The sequence below is a fragment of the Chryseolinea lacunae genome (assembly GCF_016735595.1).
GTDB classification, from domain to species: Bacteria; Bacteroidota; Bacteroidia; order Cytophagales; family Cyclobacteriaceae; genus Chryseolinea; species Chryseolinea lacunae.
Map to the genome: position 1 here is coordinate 12,634 of NZ_JAERRB010000018.1, position 25,085 is coordinate 37,718.

A 25,085-nucleotide genomic window follows, 5' to 3' on the forward strand; every position below is an offset into this window, starting at 1 on the left:
CACGCATGAAACGAACGTCCGCAAAGTTCCTGAAGATAATGTTGATGAGTTGTGCAGTCGCCCTGTGTTCGCAGGTCCACGCACAGTCCGTTGAAGTTTACCCGCCGCATTGGTGGGTCGACATGAAATGGAATAAGGTGCAGCTGTTGGTGCACGGCACGCAGGAGAATTTTAACAAGAGCGATGTGACGCTGACCTATCCGGGCATCACACTCGACAAAGTTCATCGCCTCGAAAACAGCAGGTATTATGCGCTCGACATCACGGTGGCACCGGGAACCAAACCGGGCAACGTTTCGATTGATATTGGCGCAAAAGGAAAAATGAAGTCCGTGGCGTGGTCGCTTCTGCCGCGACGCACCGGTAAAGGAACAACCTATGCGCAAGGTGTGAACGCCGGCGACTTCATGTACCTGCTGATGCCCGACCGGTTTAGCAACGGCGATGTGACCAACGACCGCGTGGCCGGCATGCGCGACCAAACCCTGAACCGCGACTCCATCTATCACCGCCACGGAGGCGACCTGCAGGGCGTGATCAATCACCTCGACTATCTGCAAAGCATGGGCGTGACTGCCCTGTGGATGACGCCGGTGATCGAGAACAACATGCCCAACCGAACCGAGCACGGCTATGCCATCACCAATCATTACAAGATCGATCCGCGATTGGGAAATAGCGACACCTATAAAAAACTGAGTGACGAACTGCACAAGCGCGGCATGAAGCTGGTGCAGGATGCTGTATACAATCACTCGGGTCTCTATCACGTTACCGTGCAGGACAAACCCGTGAAAGACTGGCTGCACGAATGGCCAACCTACACCAACACCAACTACCGCGATGCCACCTGGATGGACCCGCATGGAAACGAGGCCGAACGCAAGCGCATGGCCGATGGCTGGTTCACGCCCATGATGCCCGACCTCAACCACGGCAATCTCTACATGGCCAACTACCTCATTCAACATGCCCTGTGGAGTGTGGAGGAATTTGGTGTGGACGCCTGGCGCATCGACACCTACATCTATTGTGATCTTGAATTCATGAACCGGTGCAACGCAGCCTTACTTGACGAATATCCAAACCTGCACCTCTTTGGCGAATGCTGGGTGACGGGCACCATGAACCAGGCCTACTTTGTGGAGAACAACATCAGCACGCCCTTCAAGAGCAATCTTCCCGGCGCCACAGACTTTCAAACGGTGTTCAGCATTGTGGCGTCCATGCAAAATGCAAACGACGGGCTGAATCGTTTCTACGCCATGCTGAGCAACGACTTTGCCTACAAAGATCCCATGAAGATGGTGACCTTCCTCGACAATCATGATATGACCCGCTTCTATACGCAGGTTGGGGAAGATCTTGACAAGTATAAAATTGGTTTGGGATGGTTGCTCACCGGCAGAGGAATTCCCCAGTTATATTATGGCGACGAAGTGCTGATGAAAGGCGCTACACATCCGGCCGACGGCTGGGTGAGGCTTGACTTTCCCGGCGGCTGGAAGGGCGACAAGAAAAATGCGTTCACGGGCGAAAACCTCAGCGCCATCGAAAAACAGACACAGGAGTTTTTGAAAACACTGGCCAACTTCCGCAAGCACTCGTCGGCCATTAGAACGGGCAAGCTCATGCAATACATTCCGCAAGATGGTTTGTATGTCTACTTCCGCTATGACGACGCGCAAACACTCATGTGTGTCATCAACCTAAACGAAGCTTCAAAAAATGTGTCACTGTCTGACTATGCCGAACGAACCAAATCGTTTGTCGGTGGAAAAGATGTGGTGTCTGGAAAGGCATTTGGAAGCACGTTTTCGATTTCCGGAAAATCCATGCTCATTATTGAACTCGGGAAGTGATCTGTGTTCATGCGAAAACGCCTTCAGTTCGATAGGAACTGAAGGCGTTTTTTATTGAATAACGTTTTTGATTTTTTCTGACCTGCTTCTTCTATTCGTATTTCAGTTTGTCGACCGGGTTGGCATTGGCGGTGCGTGCCGATTTGGTGCTGACAATGAGTAGGGCAATGAGCAACACCACCAGTCCCGGTGTGGCAAAGTGCCACCACGAAAGGGGAATGTGATAGGCAAAATTGCTGAGCCAGTTGTTCACCACATAGTAAGCCACGGGAACGGCCAGTATGAAAGATAGTGCCACCAGCTGCACATACTCCCGGGAGAACATCAGCAGAATTTGCGATACGTTCGCGCCCAGTACTTTGCGGATGGCTACTTCTTTTCCTTTGCGATTCACTACAAACGTGATCAATCCATAGAGGCCCAGGCAACCGATGAGCAAAAACACGAGTGAGAAAAGCTGAAAGAGTTGGGCATACTTATTTTCTTGTGCATAGAACGCCTTGATGTTTTCGTCGAAGAACTGATAGCTGAGCACGTGGTCCGGAAAATTTTTCTTCCACAGTTGCTCAATGGCCTGCACGGCTTCGGGGAGGTTGGCGTGTTCGCCGGCGCGGAGTTTGATGCTGACCGTGGAAAACGATTTGGGCTCGGCCACCATCACGATGTTGTCGAAGCCTTCCTTCAGGGAGTTTGAATAGTAGTTGTCTACAATACCCACCACAGTGACGAGGTGTCCGTTCATTTTTAGTTGTTTGCCCACGGCTTCTTCGGGTGTGCCCAGGTTGAGCGTTTTGCTCAGGTTCCGGTTAAGCAGAATGTTTTGCATGGAGTCGGCCAGTGTCAGGTTGCGGCCCGACAATAGTTTGATGTTGTAGAGACCGAGGTATGACGGGTCGATGGAAACGTATTCATACACCGTGTAGTCTTTCATCTCTTTGGATTCGGGTGGGCCGATGTCGCTGTAGCTTCGGTTTCGGTTCACGCCTGAGGGAAGGGTGTAGCTGAAGCTGACATCGCTCACAAACGCCTGGGCACGCAATTGATCTTCGAGCAACTTGAGCCCTTCGGCGCTGCGATCGGGCACGCGGGCTGTGATGATGGCTTCGCGTGTGAAACCCATGTCTACATTTTGAAAGAAACGCATCTGGCTCACCACAATGAAGGTGCCCACCACCAGAATTTGTGTTAATGTAAATTGAAAAACCACCAGCACTTTTCGCAGACTCATGCCGCCCAGCCGTTCCGTGGCAAATGAATTTTTCAGGGCGCGCACAGGATGAAAACGGGAAATGGTCCACGCGGGATAGAACCCCGACACCAACGTGACACCCACAACAATGCCTAGCGAAATGAACAGGATGCCCGGGTCTGTGAAGTTGAGGCGATTGAGTTTCAGGTTCAGGATGGGCTGGAGCAGGGGAAGCAAGGCTTCCGATAGTGCCAGCGCCAGGATATCCGCGGTGAGCACGATTACAAACGTTTCGGTGAGAAACTGAAACACCAGTGTTTTTCGATTGCTGCCCATCACTTTGCGCAACCCGATTTCTTTTGCCCGCAAGGTGGACTGTGCCGTGGACAGGTTCACGTAGTTGATGCTGCCGGTGAGCAACAAGAACAGCGCGACCAACTGCAATGCAAGAATGGTTTCGCGTGTGATAGTGCGCCCGCTGAAGTTGCCAAAGCGCGGATCGTAGTGAACGTCGCGAAGGGCTTGAAGCAGATAGTGACGCGACTCGTGCAATTCTTTGGGGGTGTGTGCGGCATGCACTTTGGCGATTTGGGCTTCCATCGCTTCTTTCGTGATGCCGGGAGCAAGCTGAATGAAGACCTGATGTGAATCGCTCACCCCAACCCATTCGTTGATGCCGTTGCCGGCGAGTTTGGTAAGTGTGGAATAGGAGACAAGCACGGTGAAAGGGAAGTCCGTGTTGGCCGGAAAGTCTTCAATAACGCCCGTCACTTTGGCGTCGTGTTGTTTTTGAAACCGGATGGATTGACCTATGGGATTTTCGTCTCCAAAATATTTTTTGGCAGCGCTTTTGGTCAACACCACGCTGAACGGTTCGACCAATGCTTTGTCGGGATTGCCGGCGAGCCAGGCGATGCCGCCGTGGCCATAGTCGAACAAGGTGAAGAAGCTGGGTTCAACAAGCACACATCCGCTCTCTTCGCGAAATCGTTTCGCAGTGGTTCCCGATGCGTTGAGGATGTCGAGGTTGGCACCGCCGAAGTATTCCATAGCGGCCATGTTTTTCAACGCCGGAATCTCGGCCTTCATGGCGACGGGTACGGGATAAGAAATGCCCGTGCGAAATTCGGACATGTCGTTTCCACTCACACGCACCACGCGATAGATGTCGTCTACGTTTGAGTGGGCGGCGTCGAAGCTGCGTTCGAAACGCACCACGGTGAGGATGATGAGCGTGGCCGCGATGCCCGTCACCAAACCGAGAATGTTGATGAGCGCATTGCCTTTTTGGGCCGCAAGGCTGCGGCGTGCCATTTTGAAATGTGTGCTGAACATAGTAGCGGTTTTTTGAGATGGAGATCTTTTCCAAAAGAAATTTTTGAACAGGAAACCGAGGCCATTCACAACGTAGCGTCTTCGGGCACTTTGAATGTTGTCGGTGAGAATGTCTTTCACAAACAGTTCGTACAAGTCGCCCTGAATTTCTTCGGCCAGCCACGAGGGTGCAAAAGAATCGATGAGCGAGTTGATCCAGGCTGGTGGTTTGAGGTTGGGCTTCATGCGGGCGATGTTTTGGCGATGAGGTTCCAGATGAGATGGCGTGTGTCGCGCAGTTCTTCCAGGGCGTTGCGTCCGTGCGCGGTGATGCTGAACAGACGTTTTCGCCGCCCGCCCCGTTCTGACGAAGCACCGCCCATCTTCGATTTTACAAAGCCCTTTTCTTCGAGCCGGTGCAGCACGGCATGCACGGCACTGATGCTGATGTCGCGTCCGGCCTGCGCTTTCAATTCGTCCACGATCCCTACGCCATAGGCCTCTTTGTTTAAGAGCGCGACCATCAACAAAATCAACTCTTCCAGTTCTCCCAGATAAATACGTCCTGACATGGTGATATTATTTCAATGTTTGTAGAACAAATATATTGCCAACGCTCCCACACGCGAAATTTCGCGCTTCCGGTCTTCGGTACTGTACGCAAATGCCGGTTGTGCTGATCGAATCCGGACGATGTGTTGCCGCATGGCGGACCTGCTTGTACACGATTATTTATACATCATATTTTAAGGAATGGACATCGCGAATGCGGGCCCTCGTCCTGACCTTTAGTCTTATCGATTGGTTGCGCCCTGCTGAAAGATCGGACAGAGATCGTGCAACGAATATATACTACAATGAACCTAAATCTAAGAAGCCATGGTGACATCATTTGGCGAAACAATTGTGATGCGTATCGAAGCCGACGTGCAGTGCGTGGCGAAAACCATCGACCAGCTTCACGCCCAGGGCTATGATAGCATTTTTGAATTGATAGGTGAAAAGCTGCGCTGTCTTCAGACCGGCGACTACTACCTGCCCCGCGATTTGCGCGTTGACGAAATTTTTCGCGTGGAGAAAGGTGTGCTGGGCTATGACGAGTTCTACATCTATGCACTCAGCGAACCGTTCGCCAACCTTAAGGGCATCTTCTATTGCGCACCGAATTCTGATTAACATTCATTTTGAAAGTATCGCCACAAACGTGAAATTGCGCCCCCATTTTCTCAAACCTCTCTTTTATGGCACTTTCCTGTGGTATAGATTTTGGAACGTCCAATTCCAGTGTGGCGATCGTGAAAGACGGCACCGTGGGTCTGGTGCCGGTGGAAGGCGATCATGTGACCACCCCCAGTGCCATCTTCTTTCAACGTCCCAACAACACGGTATACTTTGGTCGCGAAGCGGTGCAGATGTTTTTCGACCGTGCCGGCGGCCGTTTCATGCGCAGCTTGAAGCGCGTGCTGGGCACACCACTGATGACACAAGGCACGCTGGTGAACACACGGCACATGCAGTTTGGAAAGATTATCGCAGCGTTTTTGCAAAATCTGAAGACCCAGACCGACGTGTTCGCACAACACGATGTGCTGAACGTGGTGATGGGCCGCCCCGTGCATTTTGTGGACAACGACGCCGAGGCCGACCGTCGTGCGCAGGAGGAATTGAAGGCCATTGCACAGTCGGTTGGTTTTCGAAATGTTGAGTTTCAGTTCGAGCCCATTGCCGCAGCGTTTGCTCACGAGGTAAACATTCAGGGCGAGAAGCTGGCCATCGTGGCCGACCTGGGAGGAGGAACATCAGACTTCACCGTGATCAGGCTTTCGAACCGCTACCTGCGCAAGGCCGACCGCGCGGCCGACATCCTGGCCAGCACGGGCGTGCGCATTGGCGGCAACGACTTCGACAAAGACCTGAGCTTGTCCATCATCATGCCTGAGATTGGCTATCGCAGCACCTATGGCGAAAAACACCTGGAGGTGCCGCTGCACACGTTTCACCAGTTGGCCGAATGGAGCAAGGTGAACTTTACGTATACCCCGAAGGTGATCATGCAAACGCGACAAATCCTTCACCAGTCGCACGACCGGAAACGCTACAAGCGTCTGTTGCAGGTGTTGGAGCAGGAAACAGGACACACGCTTTTGGGGGCGGCCGAGCAAGCTAAAATTTCGCTCACAGGCCAGGCCGAACACCGCGCGGCATTCGGGTTTATTGAAGACGATTTTTTTGTGAACATCCAGCGTCGTGAGTTCGACGACGCCATCCAATATGAAGTAGACAAAATCACGGCGTCGGCCACGCAATGTTTGAACCAGGCCTCAGTGCGTCGGGAAGACATAGACCTCGTGATCCTCACGGGCGGAACTACCGAAGTGCCGCTGGTGCAGGAAGAATTCAGACGCATGTTTCCGAAGGCTGCCATTGCCGATGAAAATAAATTGTCGAGCGTGGGGCTTGGGTTGGCCTACGATAGCCAGAATAAATTTGGTGACGGCCAGCCTTAGCCAGAATCACCAGTTCACAAATAAAAACGACAGTTCCGTTTTATACAATTACGGCCCGGGCATCACGACTTTCTTTGCATAGTAATTTAACCATGGCGGAAGCCAAAAAAAGTTATAGCTATGAAACGAAACATCGTAACCCTCACACTTCTTGCGCTCACATTCCTGGTCTTTGTCGCTGCGGCACAAACCAGGAAAGGGCAGAACAATCTGGACGAAGCCCGTCAGGCCATCCTCAAAAGCAATGCTGTCTATTTTGAATCGTTCGTGAAGCATGATCCGCAGATTTTTATCGATCGCTACGCCAAAGACTGCTGCATCATGATGCCCAACGCGCCGGCCATGTGTGGCGAAAATGCAGCACGCGATTTTTTCAAGATGGCCTATGAACGATTTCACCTCCGAAACGGAAAGTTCATCATGACACAAATCTATGGCGACGGCAAAGAGTATGTGACGGAAGAAGGTGTATGGCAATCGATCGACGCCAACAACGTAGTCTACGATCACGGCAAATATCTGGTGCTTTGGAAGAAGACCTCCGAAGGCTGGAAAATGTTCAGAGACTCGTTCAGCAGCGACCTTGCACCACAGAACTGAACTCCATCACTCCGATCACCAAAACTCGTTAAACCAATAGCCCCGGGGCTATTTTTTTTGTTGAGAATATTGTCGAACAACTTAAGCAACAGGATGCTTCTCCCCGAACGCCGTTGCGTTTTGAAATTGATGTGCCAGTTGCAATACGACCAGTTCGTTCCAGTGTCGGCTCACCATCTGCAACCCCAAGGGCAAACCGTTTGTGTCGAAGCCGCCGGGAATGCTGATGGCCGGAATGCCATAGTAGTTGGCGAAGGCAGTGTTTTCGGGTGATAGTGCCTGTGAATTTTCTGACGCATCAGCCACGGTGAGGGTAGGCGTTGGTGTGGTGGGCAACACCAGAATATCGATGTCGGAAAATAGTGTTGAATCGATGGTAGCTCTGTCGGCTTCAATATTGCGGATGCCCTGCTGCAGATCGCCAAAGGGAACAGCGATGTGTTGCAACGTATGCCCCAGACTACGCAATGTAGCCACGGCATTTTCAAACGCGGTCGCCACATCGGGCTCGGCTATGAAATTGTTGCCTATGCCAATGCGAAACGTTTGAGGTGATGCCACCAGTGTAGCAAATCTTTTTGGTTTTGGGTGGTCGTTTGCTGCCAGAACATCCAGCAGAAGGGCCGTTTCTGAAACATTTCGCGTGGTGATGCCGGCATGGCTCAGCCACAAAATCATTTCGTCGGGTGGTTGTTCGCCTTCCAGGATACCCTTCACGCTGGTGCGATTGTATGTTCCTTTAAAACCCACCACGCCACAGCAGGCCGCGGGCAATCTGCAGGAGCCAATGGCATCGGTATCGAACGTGGCATAACAAAGACCACTGGCCACGGCCACCGCCGAGCCCGACGATGAGCCACCGGGAATGTAGGCGGCATTCCAAGGATTGTGCGCGGCACCAAAAAAACTTTCAAGACCTGTGGTGCCCATGCCCAGTTGGTGCATGTTTGTTTTGCCAATGATGATGGCACCGGCGGCTTTGAGTTTGGCGACGCCGTCGGCATCGTTTTTGGGAATGCGTTGTTGAAAATAGTTGAACGCCGCGGTTGTTCGAATGCCGGCCGTGTCATAAAAATCTTTGATGCCCACGGGAATGCCGTGCAACGGACCCCGCCAGGCGCCGACTTTGATCTCTGCTTCGGCAAGCTTTGCCTGCGTCAGCGCCTGCTCTTCCGTGACCGTGATGAAGGCGTTGAGTTTTTTGTGTTCACGAATGCGCGCCAGGCAATGCTTCACAACATCGACAGGAGAAATTTTCTGATCTCGAATTTGTGCGCTGAGGTCGCCTATGCTGGTGTAGTGGAGAGGAGAAGTCATAGCGTCGGGTGTTAATTGTTTTTCGAATGTCTTTGTTTCACCGTAAAGCAACAGCGCGATCACGTTAAAAAATAGAACGAACCCGACACGGCGGTTTATTGTCGCCAAAAAACGCTGGCCACTTCTTTTGGCGAAAGATTGGTGAATTCGCGGAACACGCGGCCCAGGTGACTTTGATCGGCATAGCCGTTTTCGTAGGCCACATCGCTGAGCCTTGTAAATTTTTTCTGACGGATCTGTTGAAAGGCGTTGTGAAACTGGCAGACTTTGCTGAACACCTTTGGTGCCAGGCCTACATGCGTTTCGAACAACCTTTGAAACGTGCGCTCCGAAATAGACATCTCCGTTTGAATTTGGGCAAGCGGCACAAGTCCGTTCGAACGTTTGATGATTTGTGTGGCGAAATGAATGGCAGGATTAACATCGAGGTAGCGACGTTCCGAAAGCTTCAGCACAAAAGCATCCAGAAGCGCCAGTCGTTTTTCCAGCGAGTGTTCATTCAACAGTTGTTCCTTCAAACTTAATTGTCGCGCAGGAGCGAGGCCGCTAAGGTCAATGCTCATGTCTTTTACATCAGCAGCATGAAATCCAAAAAAGGTGTGAAGCAGATGGGGATGCAGAAAATAGGCAATCACGGTGAGATGCCCGGAGATGAGCAAATTGAAGGGCCTGATGTTCTGACCATACAACACCAGGTTGTTGATGCGGTTTGGGATGCCGCCAGCGGTGTGATGGTCTGTGGTTTGAAAAACGATGCTCGGCAAACCTTTTGCAATGAGGGGCAACACCATGTCGTTCGCGAGTTGCCCGTCGTGAAGCACTACGATGTCGCTTATGAAAGCGGCGACAGAAGGATGAGGCCGGAAGGATTGCATTTTCATCGTGACCCGAATTGAAGACTAAGGTAAAAAAGACCGACGACATGCCGCAGAACACCAAACCAAAAAGATGTCCCCAGAATGGGTGGTTTGCAATCGAAACCAGAAGGTGAATTGTTTTGGAAAGCAGATTTAGGAAACCTCGCGTTTGGGTGCATGCACCTATGTCGAGGCGGAAGCAGAATTTTGGTTTTTGTTACAAGCGGGGCAAGCAATTGCCTCAAATTCCGGTTTGATGACCTATATTGCAGTACACCAACACACTCTATGGCACCTGGCCCTACCTTGCGACTGGACTTGCAGATCACCATTGAGAGACTCGTTACGGAATTTGACCGCATTCCCGAAGCGCGTCGGGCCGTGCTGGCTCCGCTGACACGGTTCATTCAGACGAAAGTCGACCGCAAGGAGACGGTGTCGCTCAATTTTATCTGCACTCACAATTCAAGAAGAAGTCACATGGCGCAGTTGTGGGCGCAAGCCCTGGCCTATTATTACAATGTGCCCCGCGTGGATTGTTTTTCGGGAGGAACAGAAGCCACGGCGTTTCACCCCAATGCAGTACATGCCCTTCAGAAAATTGGATTTGATATTCAGAAAATCAACGAAGACATCAACCCGGTCTATGAGGTGAGAATTTCAGAAAACACCACTGCCCAACCGGCATTCTCCAAGACTTACTACGATCCCTTCAACCCATCACACGATTTTGCTGCTGTGATGACCTGCTCGAATGCCGACGACGATTGCCCGTTCATCTCAGGCGCTTCCGTCCGCATCGCCGTTCCCTACACCGATCCCAAAGCATTTGACGGCACGCCCGATGCCTTGGAGAAGTATAGCGAGAAGGCATTGGAGATTGGGCGCGAACTGGCCTACGCATTTTCGCAGGTTGTGCATCCCGAAATAAAAGCAGGAAATGGTCAGTGATTGATTGGCGCTTCGATGATGATGAAGCGCGATTCACGCTCCACGTTGAGGGTTATTGAACTTGCATCCCACACACCCACAGCATGCCGCTCGGGCAACGAAATGCCCCCCACAGTCAGCGCACCCGACATCACAAAAATGTAGACACCTTTGTTCACAGGGTTGAGGCTGTAGTCAAGGGTTTGACCAGCGTCGAAAAAGCCCAGCGAAAGTTTCGCGTTCTGATTGATCCAGCAATGAGCTTGACCCTCTTCATTGCTCACTACCGTAGTAAGTTTGTTTTTGCGCTTGGCTTCGGGGAAGAAACGTTTCTGATAGCGCGGTGCAATGTTCTGCAACTTGGGTTCGATCCAGATCTGAAGAAAATTCACATCGTTGTCGCCCACGTTATGTTCTTCGTGACGCACACCGCTGCCGGCACTCATGATCTGCACCCAGTCTTTCGTGACCACTTCCTTGTAGCCCATGGAGTCGATGTGATTCATGGACCCGTCGAGCATCACCGAAATGATTTCCATATTGGTGTGTGCATGGAGACCAAAACCATTCTTGGGTTGCACAAAGTCGTCGTTAAAAACTTTGAGCAGGCCAAAACCCATGCGCGTGGGATTGGCATAGCTCGAAAAGCTGAAGGTGAAATTGCTTTTCAGCCAACCTAAATCCTTGAGACCCCGGTCACCGGGCGTATAGAGTTGATGCTTCATGGTTTTTTATATAGAGATGTGATGAGGGGTGGCACAAAGGTATCACAGTTCTTTCATCGCCAATGAAAAACTTTGGATGCCTTAGCGGCCTTTTAGAATGAAATGCAAATGACGTGGGGATGTGCTGGGATGCACGCTGTGTGCGGGGCAAAAAGCTTCCCGTGACCCAAGAGGGCCACGGGCAAAATGCTTACGCTTTTATGAGCTGTATTTCGGCATGGATTTTCACGTCTTCACCTACCAGCACACCGCCTGTTTCGAGGGCTGCGTTCCAGGTCAGGCCAAAGTCTGTGCGGTTTATTTTTCCGGTCAGTGTGAAGCCGGCCTTTTGGTTGCCCCACGGATCTTTGCCGATGCCACCAAACTCAACGTCGAGTTTCACGGGCTTCGTCACATCTTTGATGGTGAGGTTGCCTTGGAGCACATACTCATCGCTGCTCTTCTTTTCAACTTTCGTTGATACAAATTTAATTTCGGGGAAGGCTTCGGCATTGAAGAAGTCGCCCGACTTCAGGTGGTTGTCGCGATCGGCACTGCCGGTGGAGATGGAGCTCACGGCGGTAGAGAACGTGATGCCAGCGGTGGTGAAATCGTCACCTTCGGTTTGGGTGTCGACGGCAAATGAACCGAAGGTTCCCGTCACGTTGGCAATCATCATGTGTTTTACTTTGAACGTGATTTCGCTATGGGCGGCATCGAGGTTCCATTTGGTTTTTGTTGCGGTAGCTGTTTCCATAAAAATTGATTCTGTTTTTGTTTTGATGAAACAAAGGTAGGGCGCCCTCAACCCATTTCTCCTTGAACCAGGTTAAGATCGATGATCTGTGCATGAAAAGCCCGGAGATCGACCAACCTTCGTCTGAGGTCTTCCTTGCAGAGTTGGGATGGACGCTGTGAAGGGCAGCGCACACGGTTGTGCCGGGCAGAATCGGGACAACAAACGTCGTTATCCGAACGCCGGCACATAGCCGGAAAAATTGAATTGTTAGTAACTTTACCGGGATGCGTCAGCCGAAAAACACCGATCTCATTTTAAGCAACGTTGCACGTCACATCCGTCTCGACGACGAAGAGGAACGTATATTCATTTCGTTTCTTCATCCCAAAACCCTGAAGCGAAAGGAAGTGCAGCTCAAGCAGGGCGACGTGTGCACACACTCGGCCTTTATTATTGACGGCGCCCTGAAAGGCTACACAGTAGACAAGGAAGGCGGCGAGCACGTCATCAACTTTGCCGTGAGCGATTGGTGGATTGCCGACATGTATAGCCTCATCTCTCAAAAGCCGGGCATCCTCACCATCGAAGCCCTGGCCGATTCGGAAGTGTTGTTGCTGGCGAAAGACGATCAGCAGCTGCTCTTTGAAAAGGTGCCGAAGTTCGAACGGTTTTTCAGGATACTTATAGAGAATTCGCTGGTGGCCAACCAGCAGCGCCTCATCAACAACCTCACGCTGTCGGCCGAAGAACGTTATCAGCATTTCATGACGAAGTATCCGTTCATCATGGAGTGCGCTCCTTTACACAGCATTGCTTCTTACCTGGGCATGACGCCGGAATTTCTCAGCAAGATTCGCCGCCGAATGGCCGGAAGGCTACCGTAGCGCAGCCAAATTTCTTTCTTAACCTAGTTCAAGGATTCGGGGCGTCGGGGCCTCCTAGCTTTACGTTTATAATCCTGAACCAAACAAAAAAACATTTCTTTATGGAAAACAAGATCTTAGGCATACACCACATCACCGCCATCGCCGGAAACGCAAAACGCAACTATGATTTTTACACTAATGTGTTGGGACTACGCATGGTGAAAAAGACCGTGAACTTCGACGATCCCGGCACCTACCACTTCTATTTTGGCGATGAAGTGGGTACCCCCGGAACCATATTGACGTTCTTTCCCTGGGAAGGCATACAAAAAGGTCGCAATGGCAACGGCATGGCTACCGACATCGGCTATTCTGTGCCCGACAAAAGTTTTGACTTTTGGGCCAAACGTTTCAAAGACAACAACGTGAAGGTGACTGCCACGGGCACCCGCTTCGGCGAACAATTCATTTCGTTCGAAGATCCCGACGGCCTTGCCCTCACGCTGGTGGTTCCCAAAAACGCCGACGCCCGCAAGCCCTGGGAAACCGACGACGTGAAAGCGGCTGTTGCAACCAAAGGATTTCACAGCATCACCCTCACGTTGCGCGATGCAAAAGAGACCGCCAAAATACTGACCGATATTTTCGGCTATCGCCTCGAAGGCAAAGAAGAAAATCGCTATCGCTATGTGACGGATGCTGTGCCCGCAGCGGCCATCATCGACATCGTGGAAACACCAAACGGCCCTGCATCGGTGAACGCAGGTGGCACCATCCACCACATCGCCTTCCGCGTGAAGGATGAAGAAACGCTGATGGCCTACCGCGAGAAAGTGGTGGAAAAAGGTTTGCGCATCACCGAAAAAATTGATCGCAACTATTTCTTCTCGCTCTACTTCCGTGAACCGGGAGGCGTGCTCTTCGAAATCGCAACCGACAACCCCGGTTTCTCTGTGGACGAACCCGTGTCGGAGTTGGGTAAAAACCTGAAGTTGCCTTCACAATACGAAAGCCACCGGAAACAGATTGAAGAGCATCTGCCGGTGATAAACTAAAAAAAAGAACGGCCGCCGTCTGCGCACACCCGCTTCGGACGACGGCCATGTTTTCAACCCATCAACTTTTGAAACGAGAAATTTATGCACACAAAAAATATAGTAACCGGCGGCAAAAAACTGACAGAAGCCAAGAAGGCGCTGATTATGCTGCACGGCAGAGGTGCCACTGCTGAAGACATTTTAGGATTGGCCAGCCACCTGAACGTGGCCGACTTTGCATGGCTTGCACCACAGGCCACCAACTACACCTGGTATCCCTATTCCTTCCTGGCACCACCCAATCAAAACGAACCCTGGCTTTCGTCGGCGCTCGCGTTGATAAAAGACATTGTGTCGGATATCAATGCCGCGGGCATTTCGAATGAGAACATTTATGTGGCGGGCTTTTCGCAAGGGGCGTGTCTCACGCTGGAGTTTGTGACGCGCAACGCACAACGTTGGGGAGGTGTGGCGGCCTTCACAGGCGGTTTGATTGGCGACAAGCTGTACACCGAAAACTATGCGGGCGATTTCAAGAACACACCCGTGTTCATCGGCAGCAGCAATCCCGATCCACACGTTCCGGTAGAGCGTGTGCAAGCATCCACGGCGTTGCTGAAGAGCATGCACGCATCGGTCACCGAAAAAATTTATCCAGGCCTGGGACACACCATTGCAACCGATGAAATCGCCCTGGCCAATAAACTGATATTTTCATAAGGGGAGTAGCGCCACAGTAGGGCGTGTTTTTTTAGAGTAGGAAAGGTCGCATGAATTCATGTGGCCTTTTTTTATGGACAGAGTTCTGGTAGGGTGTCATTGTGCATTTTGATTCGGGTAGCCAGAGGAATCGATGTATGCGCCGGTTTGCGGGTGCGACAACAAAACCTATAGCAATGAGTGTGGTGCAAGAAATGCAGGCGTGTTGAGGTGGGCGGAGGGTGAATGTAAATAAAGTGTCACACGATTTTGTACTGAGTTAAGGTCAGCATGCTACGCCCCCTTCACCAACAAAATAGCCTTCACCGATTTCTCCTTCAGGTGAAGGAAACTCTTTCGTTCACCATCATTCTTAAAGCCTTCCCAATCCGCTTCGCTTGGAAATGAAGCGAGGTGAATTTCGTATGGATTTTCCATCGTTCCTTCAATGAAAGCGTTGGCATCCGGTCGCACGCGAAGGAGAAGTTGTCCGTTGTATTTGCCGATGATGGGAATGGCCATGCGTTCAAATTCGTGGAACGTTTCTTCCTGGCCGTTGACGATGTAAATGAGTTGTGTGAAATAGATCATGGGGGAAGTTAAGGGATAAGATTTTCTGTTCAAGATGTTTGTGTTGGTGGCGGATGCCCTTCACCCACTATGCGTTATGCATTTTTCGGAACTGAAGCGGCGACGCGTGTTTGTATTTCTTGAACTGTTGATAGAAGAACGTGAGACTTTCGAATCCGGTTTCGTAGCCCACCTGTGCCACGGGTGTTGTGCTTTCGAGCAGGATGCGGGCGGCCACCTGCACACGGTATTCGTTGAGGTAGCTGAAAAATGGTTTTTGCATGGCCTTGCTGAAGAAGCGCGAAAACGACTGCTCCGTCATGTGCACCTGCGCGGCCAGCTCGGCCAGGGTGATGCGGCGGGTGTAGTGGTCGTGAACAAATTCCTGAACACGTTTCAGCCGGTGGTGCACGTCGTTCGAGAGGGTGAAGGTGTGGTCGGGTGTGGAGAGGTAGGTCACTTTTTTCTGACGCGCCAGGGTCTCCAGCAAATCCAGCAGCAGGAGGTAGCGCTTCAAGCCTTTCTCATTCACAAGGTCTTCCATTTTTGATTTCACCGTGAGGGCAAACGGTGCGTTGAATTTGATTCCCCGCCCGGCGCGTTTCAGCAAGGCCAGTATGCCGGCGAACTCCCGCAGCGGGTGAATCACATCTTCCTTCCATTGAACCACCAGCGACTGTGCATGGCGTCCGCGTGCTTTTTCATTCTTCCAGAAGTGCGGCACGTTGCTGCCAATCAACACCAGGTCGTCTTCGGCAAAAGGAGAAATGTGGTTGCCTACATACCGTATGCCTTTGCTCGCCACAATGTAGGTCAGTTCATATTCCGGATGGAAATGGAAGGGCGCATCAAACGCCGGCCCCTGATAACAAAAGGCGGTGATGCTGTTTTCTTCATTTGCCCTTACTTTCTCGAATATAGCCTTCATTGCTGGATCTTGTCGTGAATATGTATGCTGCGGTATACTTCATTATCAAGATAGTGTATTTTTTTGTTAAAATCCCGGAAGATCAAACGGTCAAAATGTTTGCTACTTTGTCTTGTATTAAAACTTCAGGCTGATGACTCACGGAGATCTTTCGCAACACCACCGTCAATTGAGCGCCATGTTTCCCAAAGCAAACACGCGCGCGCTGTGGGAGGAATGTAAACTGTCGGACGAGCAGCTCGCTTTTTTTGAAGAGAACGGCTATCTCGCAAACATCAAACTGCTGGAAGGCGGGCAGGTCGATCAGCTCAACCGTGAGCTGGCCGAGATCATGGACCCGGCGCATCCCCTGCATCATTTGTTTTACGAGTTTCACTCCAACGAATCGGAAGATGCCAACGCCGTGTTGTTTCATTCACTGGGGCACTGGCGCCTCACCGAAGGGTTTCACGATGTGTTGTGGAATCCGCGGTTTGTCATTCCGGCATCACAGCTCTTCGGCAATCGCGCGGTGCGCTTCTGGCACGATCAGTTGTTTTGCAAACCGGCGCATCACGGCGGCGTGGTGGCCTGGCATCAGGACTATAGCTATTGGACACGCACCACGCCCATGCAACACCTCACGTGTTGGGTAGCCCTCGACGATGCATCGAAAGAGAATGGATGTCTTCATTATATTCCGAAGAGTCACCGGTGGAACCTGCTCGATCGCACAAGCCTGGCAGGCACTATGGATGGGCTCGACAAATTTTTAACAGACACGCAGAAGGAACAATTCGGGAACAAGGTGGCCATTGAAATGCCCCGGGGTTATGCCACGTTTCATCATCCGCTCATGGTGCACGGGTCGTATGCCAACCATTCGCCGCGTTCGCGACGCGCGTTTGTGCTGAACGTGTTTGCCGACGGCACAACATCAAACACAGACGATCCGGTGTTGAGTGGTGTTCCCCCCATTGCACAGGGAAAAAAAATGGAAGGACAGTTTTTTCCACTGCTCTTCGATCCGGCCACCCTTGCCTAACGTGTTCACGCAAGGGCCATACGGCATTGTGATTTTTGTTCCATAATCATCTTTCGAAAATTCCTTTTCTCCAGGTGTTCGCTCCTTAACGGCCGTTAGCCGGGTTTTTTCTGCCGTGATGGCATTTCAAGTAGTTGTCTCCGAATTTTGAGAGGCATTCCTGCACAGAATTACCGTGCAAACCGTAGGTTCTAAGTGATGCAGCGTTAACTTTGTGACCTTTTGGTTAATCCATAGAAATGGTAGACAAATAGCCAGCACGGCTAGGCCATTTCTGGGTAACTTCAGGAAAATTTCAACAAAGCATCTAAAGAAAGCCACCATGTTCTTGACCAACAGCAATACAATGGATAGTCACGCCAGGAGTCTGGTGAAGGGCGTGAGCTGGCGTGTGGTGGGCACGATCGATACGATTGTACTTTCTTTTCTGGTAACGGGCAACATCACGCACGCCGTGAAGATCGGTTTCACCGAAGTGCTCACCAAAGTGTTTCTCTACTATTTGCACGAACGCATCTGGAACACCACATCATTCTTAAGAACCAACAAAAAGAAACCGTCGCACGTGCGCAGCTTGCTCAAAGGTGTGTCGTGGCGCGCGGTGGGTACTATCGACACCATGTTCATTGCCTACTTCATCACCGGTGTGCCCATCAGTGCGCTGACGATCGGTGGCTTTGAAGTGTTCACCAAGATTGGCTTCTTCTACATTCACGAACGCATCTGGAGCGGCATCAAATGGGGTCGCCTGGAGAAACCTCCCGTAGAAAACAAGGCAGAGGAAAAAGTTGAAGACAAAACGGTGGTGAAAGAACCCACCGTCACCAAAAAAGTAAGTGCCGGCCCGGCGCAGGTTCCCGTTAGTCACCCGGCAGAGTAGGCTACCTCTAAAAATAATTAACACATTCCGGCAAGAAACAAATGGCAGCACAAGCCATAACGATAGCACTATTGTTAAAAAATAGGAGGCTGTGCTCTTCAGCTACAGAAATGCCCGGAACACCCGCACCATTTCGTTCCGTAAACAAAGTTGGTGCAGGATGGTTAGTAAGGTTAGGTTGTGCGGCAACTGTTTCAGCGCTTAATGGGCCGAGCCCTTGCCGGAGTCTTTCTTTTTTTAAACGGGATAAATAGTAAATTGAATTGGTAAACAACGTCAATTTGGCCTATGACCCTTCTCTACAGAAAAGTGAATCGTGCTGGCGTTGTGGGTTTGTTGATGCTCTTCTCGGTTTGTGGTCTGGCCCAGGACATAAGATTCAGACACCTCTCTCCCGACGATGGTTTGTTTAGCGGCAACGTCAGAACCTTTGTTCAGGACTATCAGGGATTTATGTGGGTGGGCACCGACGATGGCCTCTATCGCTACGATGGCTACGACATGGTTCCCTTTCGCACGGAGAAAGACAACCCGCATTCGCTAAGCGACAATTTTGTGCTGGCACTATTCGAAGATTCAGAGCACAACCTGTGGGTGGGCACGCGCAACGGAGGCCTGAGTCTGTATGACCGCCGGAAAAACCAGTTCACAAATTTCAAACACGACCTCAACAATCATCAGTCGCTGGGCGGCAACTCTGTGAGGGCTATCTATGAAGATGAGAACAAGAACATGTTCATAGGCACCAGCACCCTGAGTTTTTTCAATCTGAAAGATTTGAATTCGGGTGGCAGCATTGCGTTCACCAATGTGGAGCTGGACGAGGAAGCAACACCAGGACGCGACAACTGGATCAACTGGCTGGGCAAGTCGGCCGATGGCACGGTGTGGGTCGCGACGGCAATTTCGGGATTGCTGGTTTTTGATCCGGAGCATGGCAGCGAAGGGCTGAAAAAATCTCCGTTCCTCGAGAAGAATGTTCAAAGTGTTTTGCTCGATGCACAACACCGCGTATGGATCGGCACGTGGAACGACGGCGTGGCGGTGTATGACAAGGATCAGCGCCGCATAGACTTTGCGCCGCAGGTGCTGCGAAACAACCTGGTGAGTTCCATCCAGCAAGACAGCGCATCTAACGTGTGGCTGGCCACCGACAACGGCATTGCTGTGATGGATGGAAACAACGATCCGTTTGTAACGCAGACGTTGACCACCCACGTGAACCGGCCGGGAGATGAAAGCAGTGTGCTGAGCAATTCCATTAAGGTATTGTATTTCGATCGCGTGAACCGGTTGTGGGTTGGGTCGTATCTGGGAGGCATCAGCATCTATGATCCCCACATTCCGCCGTTTGGCTATTATCATGCAAGCATTTTTGATAAGGGAGGGCTAAGTCACAACAATGTCACCGCCATGGTGGTCGATCATAAAGGGCGCCTGTGGGTTGGCACCGATGGTGGTGGACTGAACAGGGTGCCCATGAAGGACAAGAAGTTCATCTTTGACGCGGCCGTGAAAGTTCCGCTGATGCGAGAGGTGGACACCCGGAGCGAAGACAAAATAAAATGCCTGGCGCTGGATGACGACAACAACCTGTGGATCGGAACCTGGGGTGGAGGATTGTTCAGGCTTGACACAGAGACCGGCAAGTATACACACTTCGGCGCGTCCGGGCAGGATGGAAACAAACTCATCAGCAACGAAGTCATCAGCTTGCTGGCAGAAGGAAACAATATATGGGTCGGCCACTTCAAAGGGGGGCTCAACTACTACAATCACGAAACCGGAACGTTCAAAGCATTCACGATTGGACGAAACAGCGGCGTGGAGCGAATCAATTCGATGATCCCTTCGGATCAACCCAAAAAAATATGGGCAGGTCAGGAAGTCGGTGGCGTGAACATTTACACGGGCGATCGCGGCTACGTGTCGCCTATTGGCAACGAGTCGATCTTCAAAGGCCTTATGGTCTATTCCATCCACAAGGGTGCAGATGAAAATCTCTGGATAGGATCCATTACATATGGTTTGATCGCATACAACTATCATTCGAAGCAAGCAACAATCTATGATGCCAAAAACGGGCTGACAAACTATCGCATTCAATCGATTCTGGAAGATGAGCGGAAAAATTTATGGCTCGGCACCAACCAGGGAATTTTCAAATTTGATATCACCCGGAAACAATTCATCCACTACACAAAGGGTGATGGCCTTCAGGGAAATCAATACAACCAAAACAGCGCGCTGAAACTGGCCGACGGCATGATGATCTTTGGAGGCACCAACGGTCTGAACTATTTTTATCCCGATAGCATACAGGGCAACGATAGTTTTTCGCCTGTGGTGTTGACTACCTTTTGGCTGAACGACGAAGAGGTGACCACTGTCGATTCTGCCGGTCCATTGAAGGAGAGCATACAAACAACGTCGGTCATAGACCTGCAACATTTTCAGAATTCTTTCAGTGTAGGCTTTTCGGCGCTTGACTTTACACAATCAAAATTTATTCACTACCAATATATACTGGAGGGACTGAACGATCGCTGGCAGCAGTTGGGATATGGTCGCAAGGTCACCTTCACCGACCTGGAGCCTCGCACGTATGTGCTGAAGGTGAAAGCATCGAACCGCGAAAAGGATTGGCCGCAAGAATCGAAGATGCTCACCATCGTGATTCACCCGGCGTGGTGGCAAACCATCTGGTTCAAGATTGGTGTGTTCGCGGTGTTGCTCAGCGCCTTGTTTGCCGTGCAAAGAATTCGCCTGCGGTATCTGCTACAGCAAAAGAAAAATTTGTCGCAGCTCGTTGCTGTCCGCACAAACGAACTGGCGGAAAGCACAAACGAGGTGCTCGCCCAGAACGAAGAGCTGGTGGCACAGAACGAATACATCAGCGAACAGCGGTCGCAGTTGGAAGAGACGCAAAAAAAACTGGAGCAAATCAACGATCACCTCGAAGACCTGGTAGAGAAGCGCACACTCAAACTTGACAAAACCTTGCGGGAGCTGGACCGCTTTGTCTACAGTGCTTCGCATGAGCTTAGCTCGCCGCTGAAATCTATTCTGGGTTTGATAAACGTGGCCGATCTTGAAGACGACCCTGAGGCCATTAAAAAATATCACCGCTACATTGAAGACAGCATTTTGAAACTGGAGCGCGTGATCAAGAGCCTCGCCGATTTTTCCAGAAACTCGCATGTGAAAATCACACAGGAGACTTTCGACCTCAGCGCGCTCGTGGTGGAAACCGTATCCGAATTCAAGGGCGGCCCCGATGCTGGGGCAATAACAATACGCAACCACGTGCCCGAAGGCTTCAGCGTCAAAACCGACCGGAGCCGGATGAAAATTATCTTGCACAACCTGATCGGCAACAGCATCAAATACCGCGACGCCACCAAGCCCGATCCCTCCGTCGACATCTCTGCCCTGCACGATCACAAACATTGCTGGATCGTGATTGCCGACAACGGCATCGGCATAAAGAAGGAAAGTCAATCGCGCGTCTTCGACATGTACTTTCGCGCCACAGAACGATCGATCGGCTCCGGCCTGGGTTTATTTATCGTGAAAGAAATCGTGACCACGCTGGGCGGCACCATCACGGTGCAGTCGGTGTTTGGCACCGGCACCACGTTCACCATTCAGTTAGAAAAAGAATAGATCGTTCTCCAAAATCATTCACTTCTCAAACTTTCAGTTGGATTTGCACGCGCCGCGTGAAGCGTTTGAAAGGTGGGGAAAGGTTACAATGCGCGGAGGCAACTTGCTGTTTGTAACAATGACCCAGTTTGTGGTGAGTTTTTCGCATTTCGCGAAATGCGAAATCCTAAAACAGAAACAACTTCTTCACGATCCGGCTCCTCATCTTAACGTAGGTTTTTTTAACCTCCGGGGTCGCACCGCGCAAGCCGGTGTTACAAAAAATGGCTACGGTCATGTCTTGCTTAGGAAAATAATACAAATCCGTTGTTACGCCGATGCCGCGGCCGGAGTGGCCCAATAGAAATTTATAGGGAAAAGATTTGTCGGCCATCAAGCCCAGTCCATAGTCGGGTTTCCTGGCATCGTTCCAGGTTTTCATGGCCGTGAGCGATTGGTCGTTTAGAATCTTGCCCTTCATCAGGTGTTGCAGAAAATGGGCGGCCTCGTCGATGGGGGCATACACGCCGTCGTCGCCCATGAACCAGTTGGTGGTTTCGAATGTCTGTGCAGTCAGATTGTCGGCGATGCCGTCCTGATGGAGGTCGCCGTAGTAGTTCACATTTTTTTCTGGAGGTGTCGTCCGATAGTAAGTGTTCGTGAACCCTTGCGCACGGATCAGCTTGCGCAGATATTCGGTGTGGCCTTCGGGTGCCACGGCATCAACAATCATGGCGAGCAACATGTAGTTGGTGCTGCTATAGTCAAACCGTGTGCCCGGTGCAAAATTCGCGGGCCTGCCAAACACATACCGCCGCAGGGCTTTGAGGTGACTCAGGGTGTCGAGCCTTAATAGTCCGGAGGTGTAGAGTTTCACCAACTCAGGGTCTTGTTCATAGTTTACAAAACCGGACGTGTGTCCCAGCAAGTGGCGGAGTGTTACCGCTTTTGCGTTGGGGAGATTGTCGATGATGGTGGCGGGCAGGTAGCGCGCGATGGTGGTGTCCAACCCAAGCCTGCCCTCTTCGGCCAGTTTCAGTACGGCCACGGCGTTGTATAGTTTGCCAATGCTGGCTAGAGAAAAGATGACGTCGGGACGGATAGGTTGTTTGTGTTCCACATTCGCATAGCCCGAAGCGGCCGTCCATTCGCCGTGCTTTGGACTTTGTATGTAGACCACCACGCCCGCCAGTTTGGTGTGTGTGGCGCGGTCGAGATATGTCTGGATCTTTTTATATTTTCGGGGGAGCCGCTGTTGAGAAAATCCTTGCCCGATCAGGCAAAACAATAGCAGGGCTGTGAATGTGAAAAAAATGTGTGTGCTCTTCATACCGTTTTTCGATTTCACAAAAAAACGGTTTCCCGCGCGCTGGTGCCGGAACAAAACCGGGCAAACACACGAAGTGCTATTCTTTTTAGGCTGAATTGCTATTGAACCATTTGCGGAAGGCCGCTGCTTTAGGTCGGCTCACGGTGAGGGTGGCGGCCTGGCCGTTGGGTTCTTTCGTGGTGAGCAGGATCTTGCCGAACGAAGACACGGCCACGCTTCGAATCGCTTCACGGCGCACGATGGCATCGCGCGACACCTGGAAGAAAAGAAAGTCGGGCAGTCGCGACGCCAGTTGGCTCAGGGTTCCGGCGTAGACACTCCGGTCGCCGCTTGTGGAGTATAGCCGCACGGTGCCCGATTCTATTTTCGCCATCAGAATTTCCTGAATCTCCATCCTGATCCTGGCCGTTCCTTTTTGCACTTCGATGTGTTGCAGGGGTTGCTCGACCTTCTGCCTTAGTTCGTCAGCAGTTTTTGAAAGCACCTGTATGTTCCGTTCGGCGCGAACCCAGTGAGCATAAAAATGAACACTCCATTTAAGCAAGGTGAGAAACAAGGCCACCGCCAACGTGACAATATTGATTATAAGAAGCTGCATCCACGAAAAAAATCCGTGATGCATAATCCACATATAACCATTCCCAAAAACATTGAGCACAAGCAAGAGACCGAGCGCGAGCAAGGCAAAATGTGTGAGCAACCGCTTTCGCGGATTTTCGAGCCAACCCATTTTTTCGTCCAGCCGGCCGTTGATGTAGCGATTCAGTTCGGTGATGGGAACCGACAACAGGCAGGCCACCACAAATTCACCGGCAACAAACGCATAGGCATGAGGATTGAACAAGTAGTTGACGATGACATTGGCCACCGATCCTAAAAGAACAGGTTCCAGTATGCGTCTCAAAGGTGATGCTATTTTTTTCAATGGATGGATTCCGAAGATGCACATTTTGCATGACTCCGGAAAGGATGCGAAAAATAAATCCGATACCAGATAGCTTAGCAATTTTGTCCTGTCCTGGTGGCGAAAACGGGGAGGTGCAAATTTTTTATACAATGTGTATCTTGTTTCTTTTTAGGTTTAGCGCAGGGCGGTATCCTTCGCAGAAACATTTTAACCAATGGGAATGGCCGGTATTATATCCTGGTTTCGTCAGCCTTTCAAGTTGCTGGATTCGCATCGCGCGCGTTGGCAGCTGGTGATTTTTTGCGGCGTGTTTGGGTGTGTGTTTCTCAATGTGTTTCACCCCTTCAACATGAACGAGTGGTTCAGCCACGTGAAGGCTCCGATGTTTGCCATTCTCACATTTTTCTCGGCCGCCGGCATGGCCGCGTTGGCGCTGACGCAGTTTGTGTTCAGGGCGCTGTTTCGGGTGGAGCTGACAACCCGTATCGGTTTTTTTGCATGGCTGCTGTTGGAATTCTTTTTCATTTCCGTGGCCGTTCACACCGTCAACATCATCCTCCTTCAACTGCCTTTCATTAACCTTCCCGAATATCTGGTCACCCTCAAGTATACGCTGATGGTACTGGTGTTGCCCTATTTTCTGGCCATCCTGCTGTTGTTCGTGCAGGAACAACTGATCACGGTGGAGGAGCTCACCATCAAAATAAATAAATCACAGGCACCCGAAAGCGTCACCATCAACGATGAAAATGGAAAAATTGTGGTGCGCATGCCAGCGGGCAACATCCTCTACTTTAAATCGGAAGACAACTATATTTTTTTGTATTACAAGAGCGACACCGAGGTGAAAAAGGAACTGATTCGCAACACGCTCAAAAAGCTGGAGCAGGAGCTGAACCTCCCCAATTTTATTCGGATTCACCGGTCCTATATGATCAACACACAGAATCTTGTTTCGATCCTGAGAACGTCGCAAGGCTACCGGGTTAGGATGGACGCATCGCCCGGCCAGATGCTTATGGTGTCGGCCACCTATCAGCAGGCATTTGAAGATCGCGTGGTTCAGCAGGGCGCCTGACGGTTGGCCCGGGTTCACCCCACAGAAGTCAATTTCACCCCAAAAACCTTTTTTCATACGCTACAAACCGCCGGAGCGGCCGAGATTTAGCGATTCATTTTT

At 51.1% G+C, this 25,085-nt stretch carries 22 protein-coding genes and 1 pseudogene; 13 read left to right on the plus strand and 10 right to left on the minus strand.

The window, feature by feature from the left end:
- Positions 1-5: 5 nt before the first annotated feature.
- Positions 6-1,862 (plus strand): alpha-amylase family glycosyl hydrolase, encoded by a 1,857-nt coding sequence (locus JI741_RS30515; protein ID WP_202016135.1) that lies wholly within the window; start codon positions 6-8, stop codon positions 1,860-1,862.
- 91 nt (positions 1,863-1,953) lie between these two features.
- Here the strand turns inward: JI741_RS30515 and JI741_RS30520 are convergent, their stop codons facing one another.
- Together JI741_RS30520 and JI741_RS30525 are read right to left on the minus strand one after the other, a co-directional pair.
- Positions 1,954-4,611, minus strand: a complete 2,658-nt coding sequence (locus tag JI741_RS30520) for an ABC transporter permease (protein WP_202016137.1) — start codon at positions 4,609-4,611, stop codon at positions 1,954-1,956.
- Positions 4,608-4,937 carry a PadR family transcriptional regulator gene (locus tag JI741_RS30525; protein WP_202016138.1) on the minus strand — a complete coding sequence of 110 codons (330 nt, stop codon included), beginning with the start codon at positions 4,935-4,937 and terminating at the stop codon, positions 4,608-4,610. The genes JI741_RS30520 and JI741_RS30525 overlap by 4 nt, the downstream gene beginning before the upstream one ends.
- Before the next feature lie 307 nt (positions 4,938-5,244).
- Between JI741_RS30525 and JI741_RS30530 the strand changes: the two genes are divergently transcribed.
- From JI741_RS30530 to JI741_RS30540, 3 genes are all read left to right on the plus strand, one after another.
- Positions 5,245-5,541 (plus strand): hypothetical protein, encoded by a 297-nt coding sequence (locus JI741_RS30530; protein ID WP_202016139.1) that lies wholly within the window; start codon positions 5,245-5,247, stop codon positions 5,539-5,541.
- 65 nt (positions 5,542-5,606) lie between these two features.
- Positions 5,607-6,872 (plus strand): Hsp70 family protein, encoded by a 1,266-nt coding sequence (locus JI741_RS30535; RefSeq protein WP_202016140.1) that lies wholly within the window; start codon positions 5,607-5,609, stop codon positions 6,870-6,872.
- Positions 6,873-6,992: 120 nt separating this feature from the next.
- Positions 6,993-7,472, plus strand: coding sequence for a YybH family protein (locus JI741_RS30540; RefSeq protein WP_202016141.1), 480 nt, complete (start codon positions 6,993-6,995; stop codon positions 7,470-7,472).
- A gap of 81 nt (positions 7,473-7,553) precedes the next feature.
- Here JI741_RS30540 and JI741_RS30545 read toward each other — a convergent pair whose 3' ends face one another.
- Both JI741_RS30545 and JI741_RS30550 read right to left on the minus strand, forming a co-directional pair.
- Complete coding sequence (locus JI741_RS30545) at positions 7,554-8,789, minus strand: amidase (protein ID WP_202016142.1); 1,236 nt, start codon at positions 8,787-8,789, stop codon at positions 7,554-7,556.
- A gap of 95 nt (positions 8,790-8,884) precedes the next feature.
- The gene (locus JI741_RS30550) at positions 8,885-9,670 is read right to left on the minus strand and encodes a helix-turn-helix domain-containing protein (RefSeq protein ID WP_202016143.1); all 786 of its coding nucleotides are present in this window, start codon (positions 9,668-9,670) and stop codon (positions 8,885-8,887) included.
- Between the two features lie 264 nt (positions 9,671-9,934).
- Between JI741_RS30550 and JI741_RS30555 the strand changes: the two genes are divergently transcribed.
- Complete coding sequence (locus JI741_RS30555) at positions 9,935-10,597, plus strand: low molecular weight phosphatase family protein (protein WP_202016145.1); 663 nt, start codon at positions 9,935-9,937, stop codon at positions 10,595-10,597.
- Here the strand turns inward: JI741_RS30555 and JI741_RS30560 are convergent.
- Both JI741_RS30560 and JI741_RS30565 read right to left on the minus strand, forming a co-directional pair.
- Complete coding sequence (locus tag JI741_RS30560) at positions 10,591-11,301, minus strand: pirin family protein (RefSeq protein WP_202016147.1); 711 nt, start codon at positions 11,299-11,301, stop codon at positions 10,591-10,593. The genes JI741_RS30555 and JI741_RS30560 overlap by 7 nt on opposite strands.
- 190 nt (positions 11,302-11,491) lie before the next feature.
- Positions 11,492-12,037 (minus strand): YceI family protein, encoded by a 546-nt coding sequence (locus tag JI741_RS30565; RefSeq protein WP_202016149.1) that lies wholly within the window; start codon positions 12,035-12,037, stop codon positions 11,492-11,494.
- 266 nt (positions 12,038-12,303) lie between these two features.
- Here JI741_RS30565 and JI741_RS30570 point away from each other — a divergent pair, with 266 nt between their 5' ends.
- From JI741_RS30570 to JI741_RS30585, 4 genes and pseudogenes are all read left to right on the plus strand, one after another.
- A complete protein-coding gene (locus JI741_RS30570) occupies positions 12,304-12,903 on the plus strand; it encodes a Crp/Fnr family transcriptional regulator (protein ID WP_202016150.1) in 600 nt (199 codons plus the stop codon).
- A gap of 101 nt (positions 12,904-13,004) precedes the next feature.
- Complete coding sequence (locus tag JI741_RS30575) at positions 13,005-13,940, plus strand: ring-cleaving dioxygenase (RefSeq protein WP_202016151.1); 936 nt, start codon at positions 13,005-13,007, stop codon at positions 13,938-13,940.
- 84 nt (positions 13,941-14,024) lie between these two features.
- Positions 14,025-14,642, plus strand: a complete 618-nt coding sequence (locus JI741_RS30580) for an alpha/beta hydrolase (RefSeq protein ID WP_202016152.1) — start codon at positions 14,025-14,027, stop codon at positions 14,640-14,642.
- Positions 14,643-14,772: 130 nt separating this feature from the next.
- A pseudogene (locus JI741_RS30585) lies at positions 14,773-14,877 on the plus strand (Kazal-type serine protease inhibitor family protein); the annotation flags it as partial.
- Positions 14,878-14,915: 38 nt separating this feature from the next.
- Here the strand turns inward: JI741_RS30585 and JI741_RS30590 are convergent.
- Both JI741_RS30590 and JI741_RS30595 read right to left on the minus strand, forming a co-directional pair.
- The gene (locus JI741_RS30590) at positions 14,916-15,245 is read right to left on the minus strand and encodes a DUF1330 domain-containing protein (protein ID WP_236676360.1); all 330 of its coding nucleotides are present in this window, start codon (positions 15,243-15,245) and stop codon (positions 14,916-14,918) included.
- Between the two features lie 34 nt (positions 15,246-15,279).
- On the minus strand, positions 15,280-16,119 hold the full coding sequence (locus tag JI741_RS30595; protein ID WP_202016154.1) for a helix-turn-helix domain-containing protein: 840 nt from the start codon (positions 16,117-16,119) through the stop codon (positions 15,280-15,282).
- Positions 16,120-16,252: 133 nt separating this feature from the next.
- On the opposite strand from JI741_RS30595, the gene JI741_RS30600 reads away from it, so the two are divergent.
- The 3 genes from JI741_RS30600 (at position 16,253) to JI741_RS30610 (ending at position 21,689) form a co-directional block, all read left to right on the plus strand.
- Positions 16,253-17,143 carry a phytanoyl-CoA dioxygenase family protein gene (locus JI741_RS30600; protein ID WP_202016155.1) on the plus strand — a complete coding sequence of 297 codons (891 nt, stop codon included), beginning with the start codon at positions 16,253-16,255 and terminating at the stop codon, positions 17,141-17,143.
- Positions 17,144-17,465: 322 nt separating this feature from the next.
- Positions 17,466-18,023 (plus strand): DUF2061 domain-containing protein, encoded by a 558-nt coding sequence (locus JI741_RS30605; protein WP_202016157.1) that lies wholly within the window; start codon positions 17,466-17,468, stop codon positions 18,021-18,023.
- 288 nt (positions 18,024-18,311) lie between these two features.
- Positions 18,312-21,689 (plus strand): ligand-binding sensor domain-containing protein, encoded by a 3,378-nt coding sequence (locus tag JI741_RS30610; protein ID WP_202016159.1) that lies wholly within the window; start codon positions 18,312-18,314, stop codon positions 21,687-21,689.
- A gap of 166 nt (positions 21,690-21,855) precedes the next feature.
- On the opposite strand, the gene JI741_RS30615 is transcribed toward JI741_RS30610, so the two are convergent.
- Positions 21,856-22,998 carry a serine hydrolase domain-containing protein gene (locus JI741_RS30615; RefSeq protein ID WP_202016161.1) on the minus strand — a complete coding sequence of 381 codons (1,143 nt, stop codon included), beginning with the start codon at positions 22,996-22,998 and terminating at the stop codon, positions 21,856-21,858.
- Positions 22,999-23,083: 85 nt separating this feature from the next.
- On the minus strand, positions 23,084-23,902 hold the full coding sequence (locus tag JI741_RS30620; RefSeq protein WP_202016163.1) for a LytR/AlgR family response regulator transcription factor: 819 nt from the start codon (positions 23,900-23,902) through the stop codon (positions 23,084-23,086).
- 223 nt (positions 23,903-24,125) lie between these two features.
- Between JI741_RS30620 and JI741_RS30625 the strand changes: the two genes are divergently transcribed.
- On the plus strand, positions 24,126-24,983 hold the full coding sequence (locus JI741_RS30625; RefSeq protein ID WP_202016165.1) for a LytR/AlgR family response regulator transcription factor: 858 nt from the start codon (positions 24,126-24,128) through the stop codon (positions 24,981-24,983).
- The last annotated feature ends 102 nt before the right edge of the window (positions 24,984-25,085 follow it).

Coding starts and splice junctions, on each gene's coding strand:
- JI741_RS30515 (WP_202016135.1), top strand. CDS start 6: ATGAAACGAACGTCCGCAAAGTTCCTGAAGATAATGTTGATGAGTTGT.
- JI741_RS30520 (WP_202016137.1), bottom strand. CDS start 4,611: ATGAAGCCCAACCTCAAACCACCAGCCTGGATCAACTCGCTCATCGAT.
- JI741_RS30525 (WP_202016138.1), bottom strand. CDS start 4,937: ATGTCAGGACGTATTTATCTGGGAGAACTGGAAGAGTTGATTTTGTTG.
- JI741_RS30530 (WP_202016139.1), top strand. CDS start 5,245: ATGGTGACATCATTTGGCGAAACAATTGTGATGCGTATCGAAGCCGAC.
- JI741_RS30535 (WP_202016140.1), top strand. CDS start 5,607: ATGGCACTTTCCTGTGGTATAGATTTTGGAACGTCCAATTCCAGTGTG.
- JI741_RS30540 (WP_202016141.1), top strand. CDS start 6,993: ATGAAACGAAACATCGTAACCCTCACACTTCTTGCGCTCACATTCCTG.
- JI741_RS30545 (WP_202016142.1), bottom strand. CDS start 8,789: ATGACTTCTCCTCTCCACTACACCAGCATAGGCGACCTCAGCGCACAA.
- JI741_RS30550 (WP_202016143.1), bottom strand. CDS start 9,670: ATGAAAATGCAATCCTTCCGGCCTCATCCTTCTGTCGCCGCTTTCATA.
- JI741_RS30555 (WP_202016145.1), top strand. CDS start 9,935: ATGGCACCTGGCCCTACCTTGCGACTGGACTTGCAGATCACCATTGAG.
- JI741_RS30560 (WP_202016147.1), bottom strand. CDS start 11,301: ATGAAGCATCAACTCTATACGCCCGGTGACCGGGGTCTCAAGGATTTA.
- JI741_RS30565 (WP_202016149.1), bottom strand. CDS start 12,037: ATGGAAACAGCTACCGCAACAAAAACCAAATGGAACCTCGATGCCGCC.
- JI741_RS30570 (WP_202016150.1), top strand. CDS start 12,304: ATGCGTCAGCCGAAAAACACCGATCTCATTTTAAGCAACGTTGCACGT.
- JI741_RS30575 (WP_202016151.1), top strand. CDS start 13,005: ATGGAAAACAAGATCTTAGGCATACACCACATCACCGCCATCGCCGGA.
- JI741_RS30580 (WP_202016152.1), top strand. CDS start 14,025: ATGCACACAAAAAATATAGTAACCGGCGGCAAAAAACTGACAGAAGCC.
- JI741_RS30595 (WP_202016154.1), bottom strand. CDS start 16,119: ATGAAGGCTATATTCGAGAAAGTAAGGGCAAATGAAGAAAACAGCATC.
- JI741_RS30600 (WP_202016155.1), top strand. CDS start 16,253: ATGACTCACGGAGATCTTTCGCAACACCACCGTCAATTGAGCGCCATG.
- JI741_RS30605 (WP_202016157.1), top strand. CDS start 17,466: ATGTTCTTGACCAACAGCAATACAATGGATAGTCACGCCAGGAGTCTG.
- JI741_RS30610 (WP_202016159.1), top strand. CDS start 18,312: ATGACCCTTCTCTACAGAAAAGTGAATCGTGCTGGCGTTGTGGGTTTG.
- JI741_RS30615 (WP_202016161.1), bottom strand. CDS start 22,998: ATGAAGAGCACACACATTTTTTTCACATTCACAGCCCTGCTATTGTTT.
- JI741_RS30625 (WP_202016165.1), top strand. CDS start 24,126: ATGGCCGGTATTATATCCTGGTTTCGTCAGCCTTTCAAGTTGCTGGAT.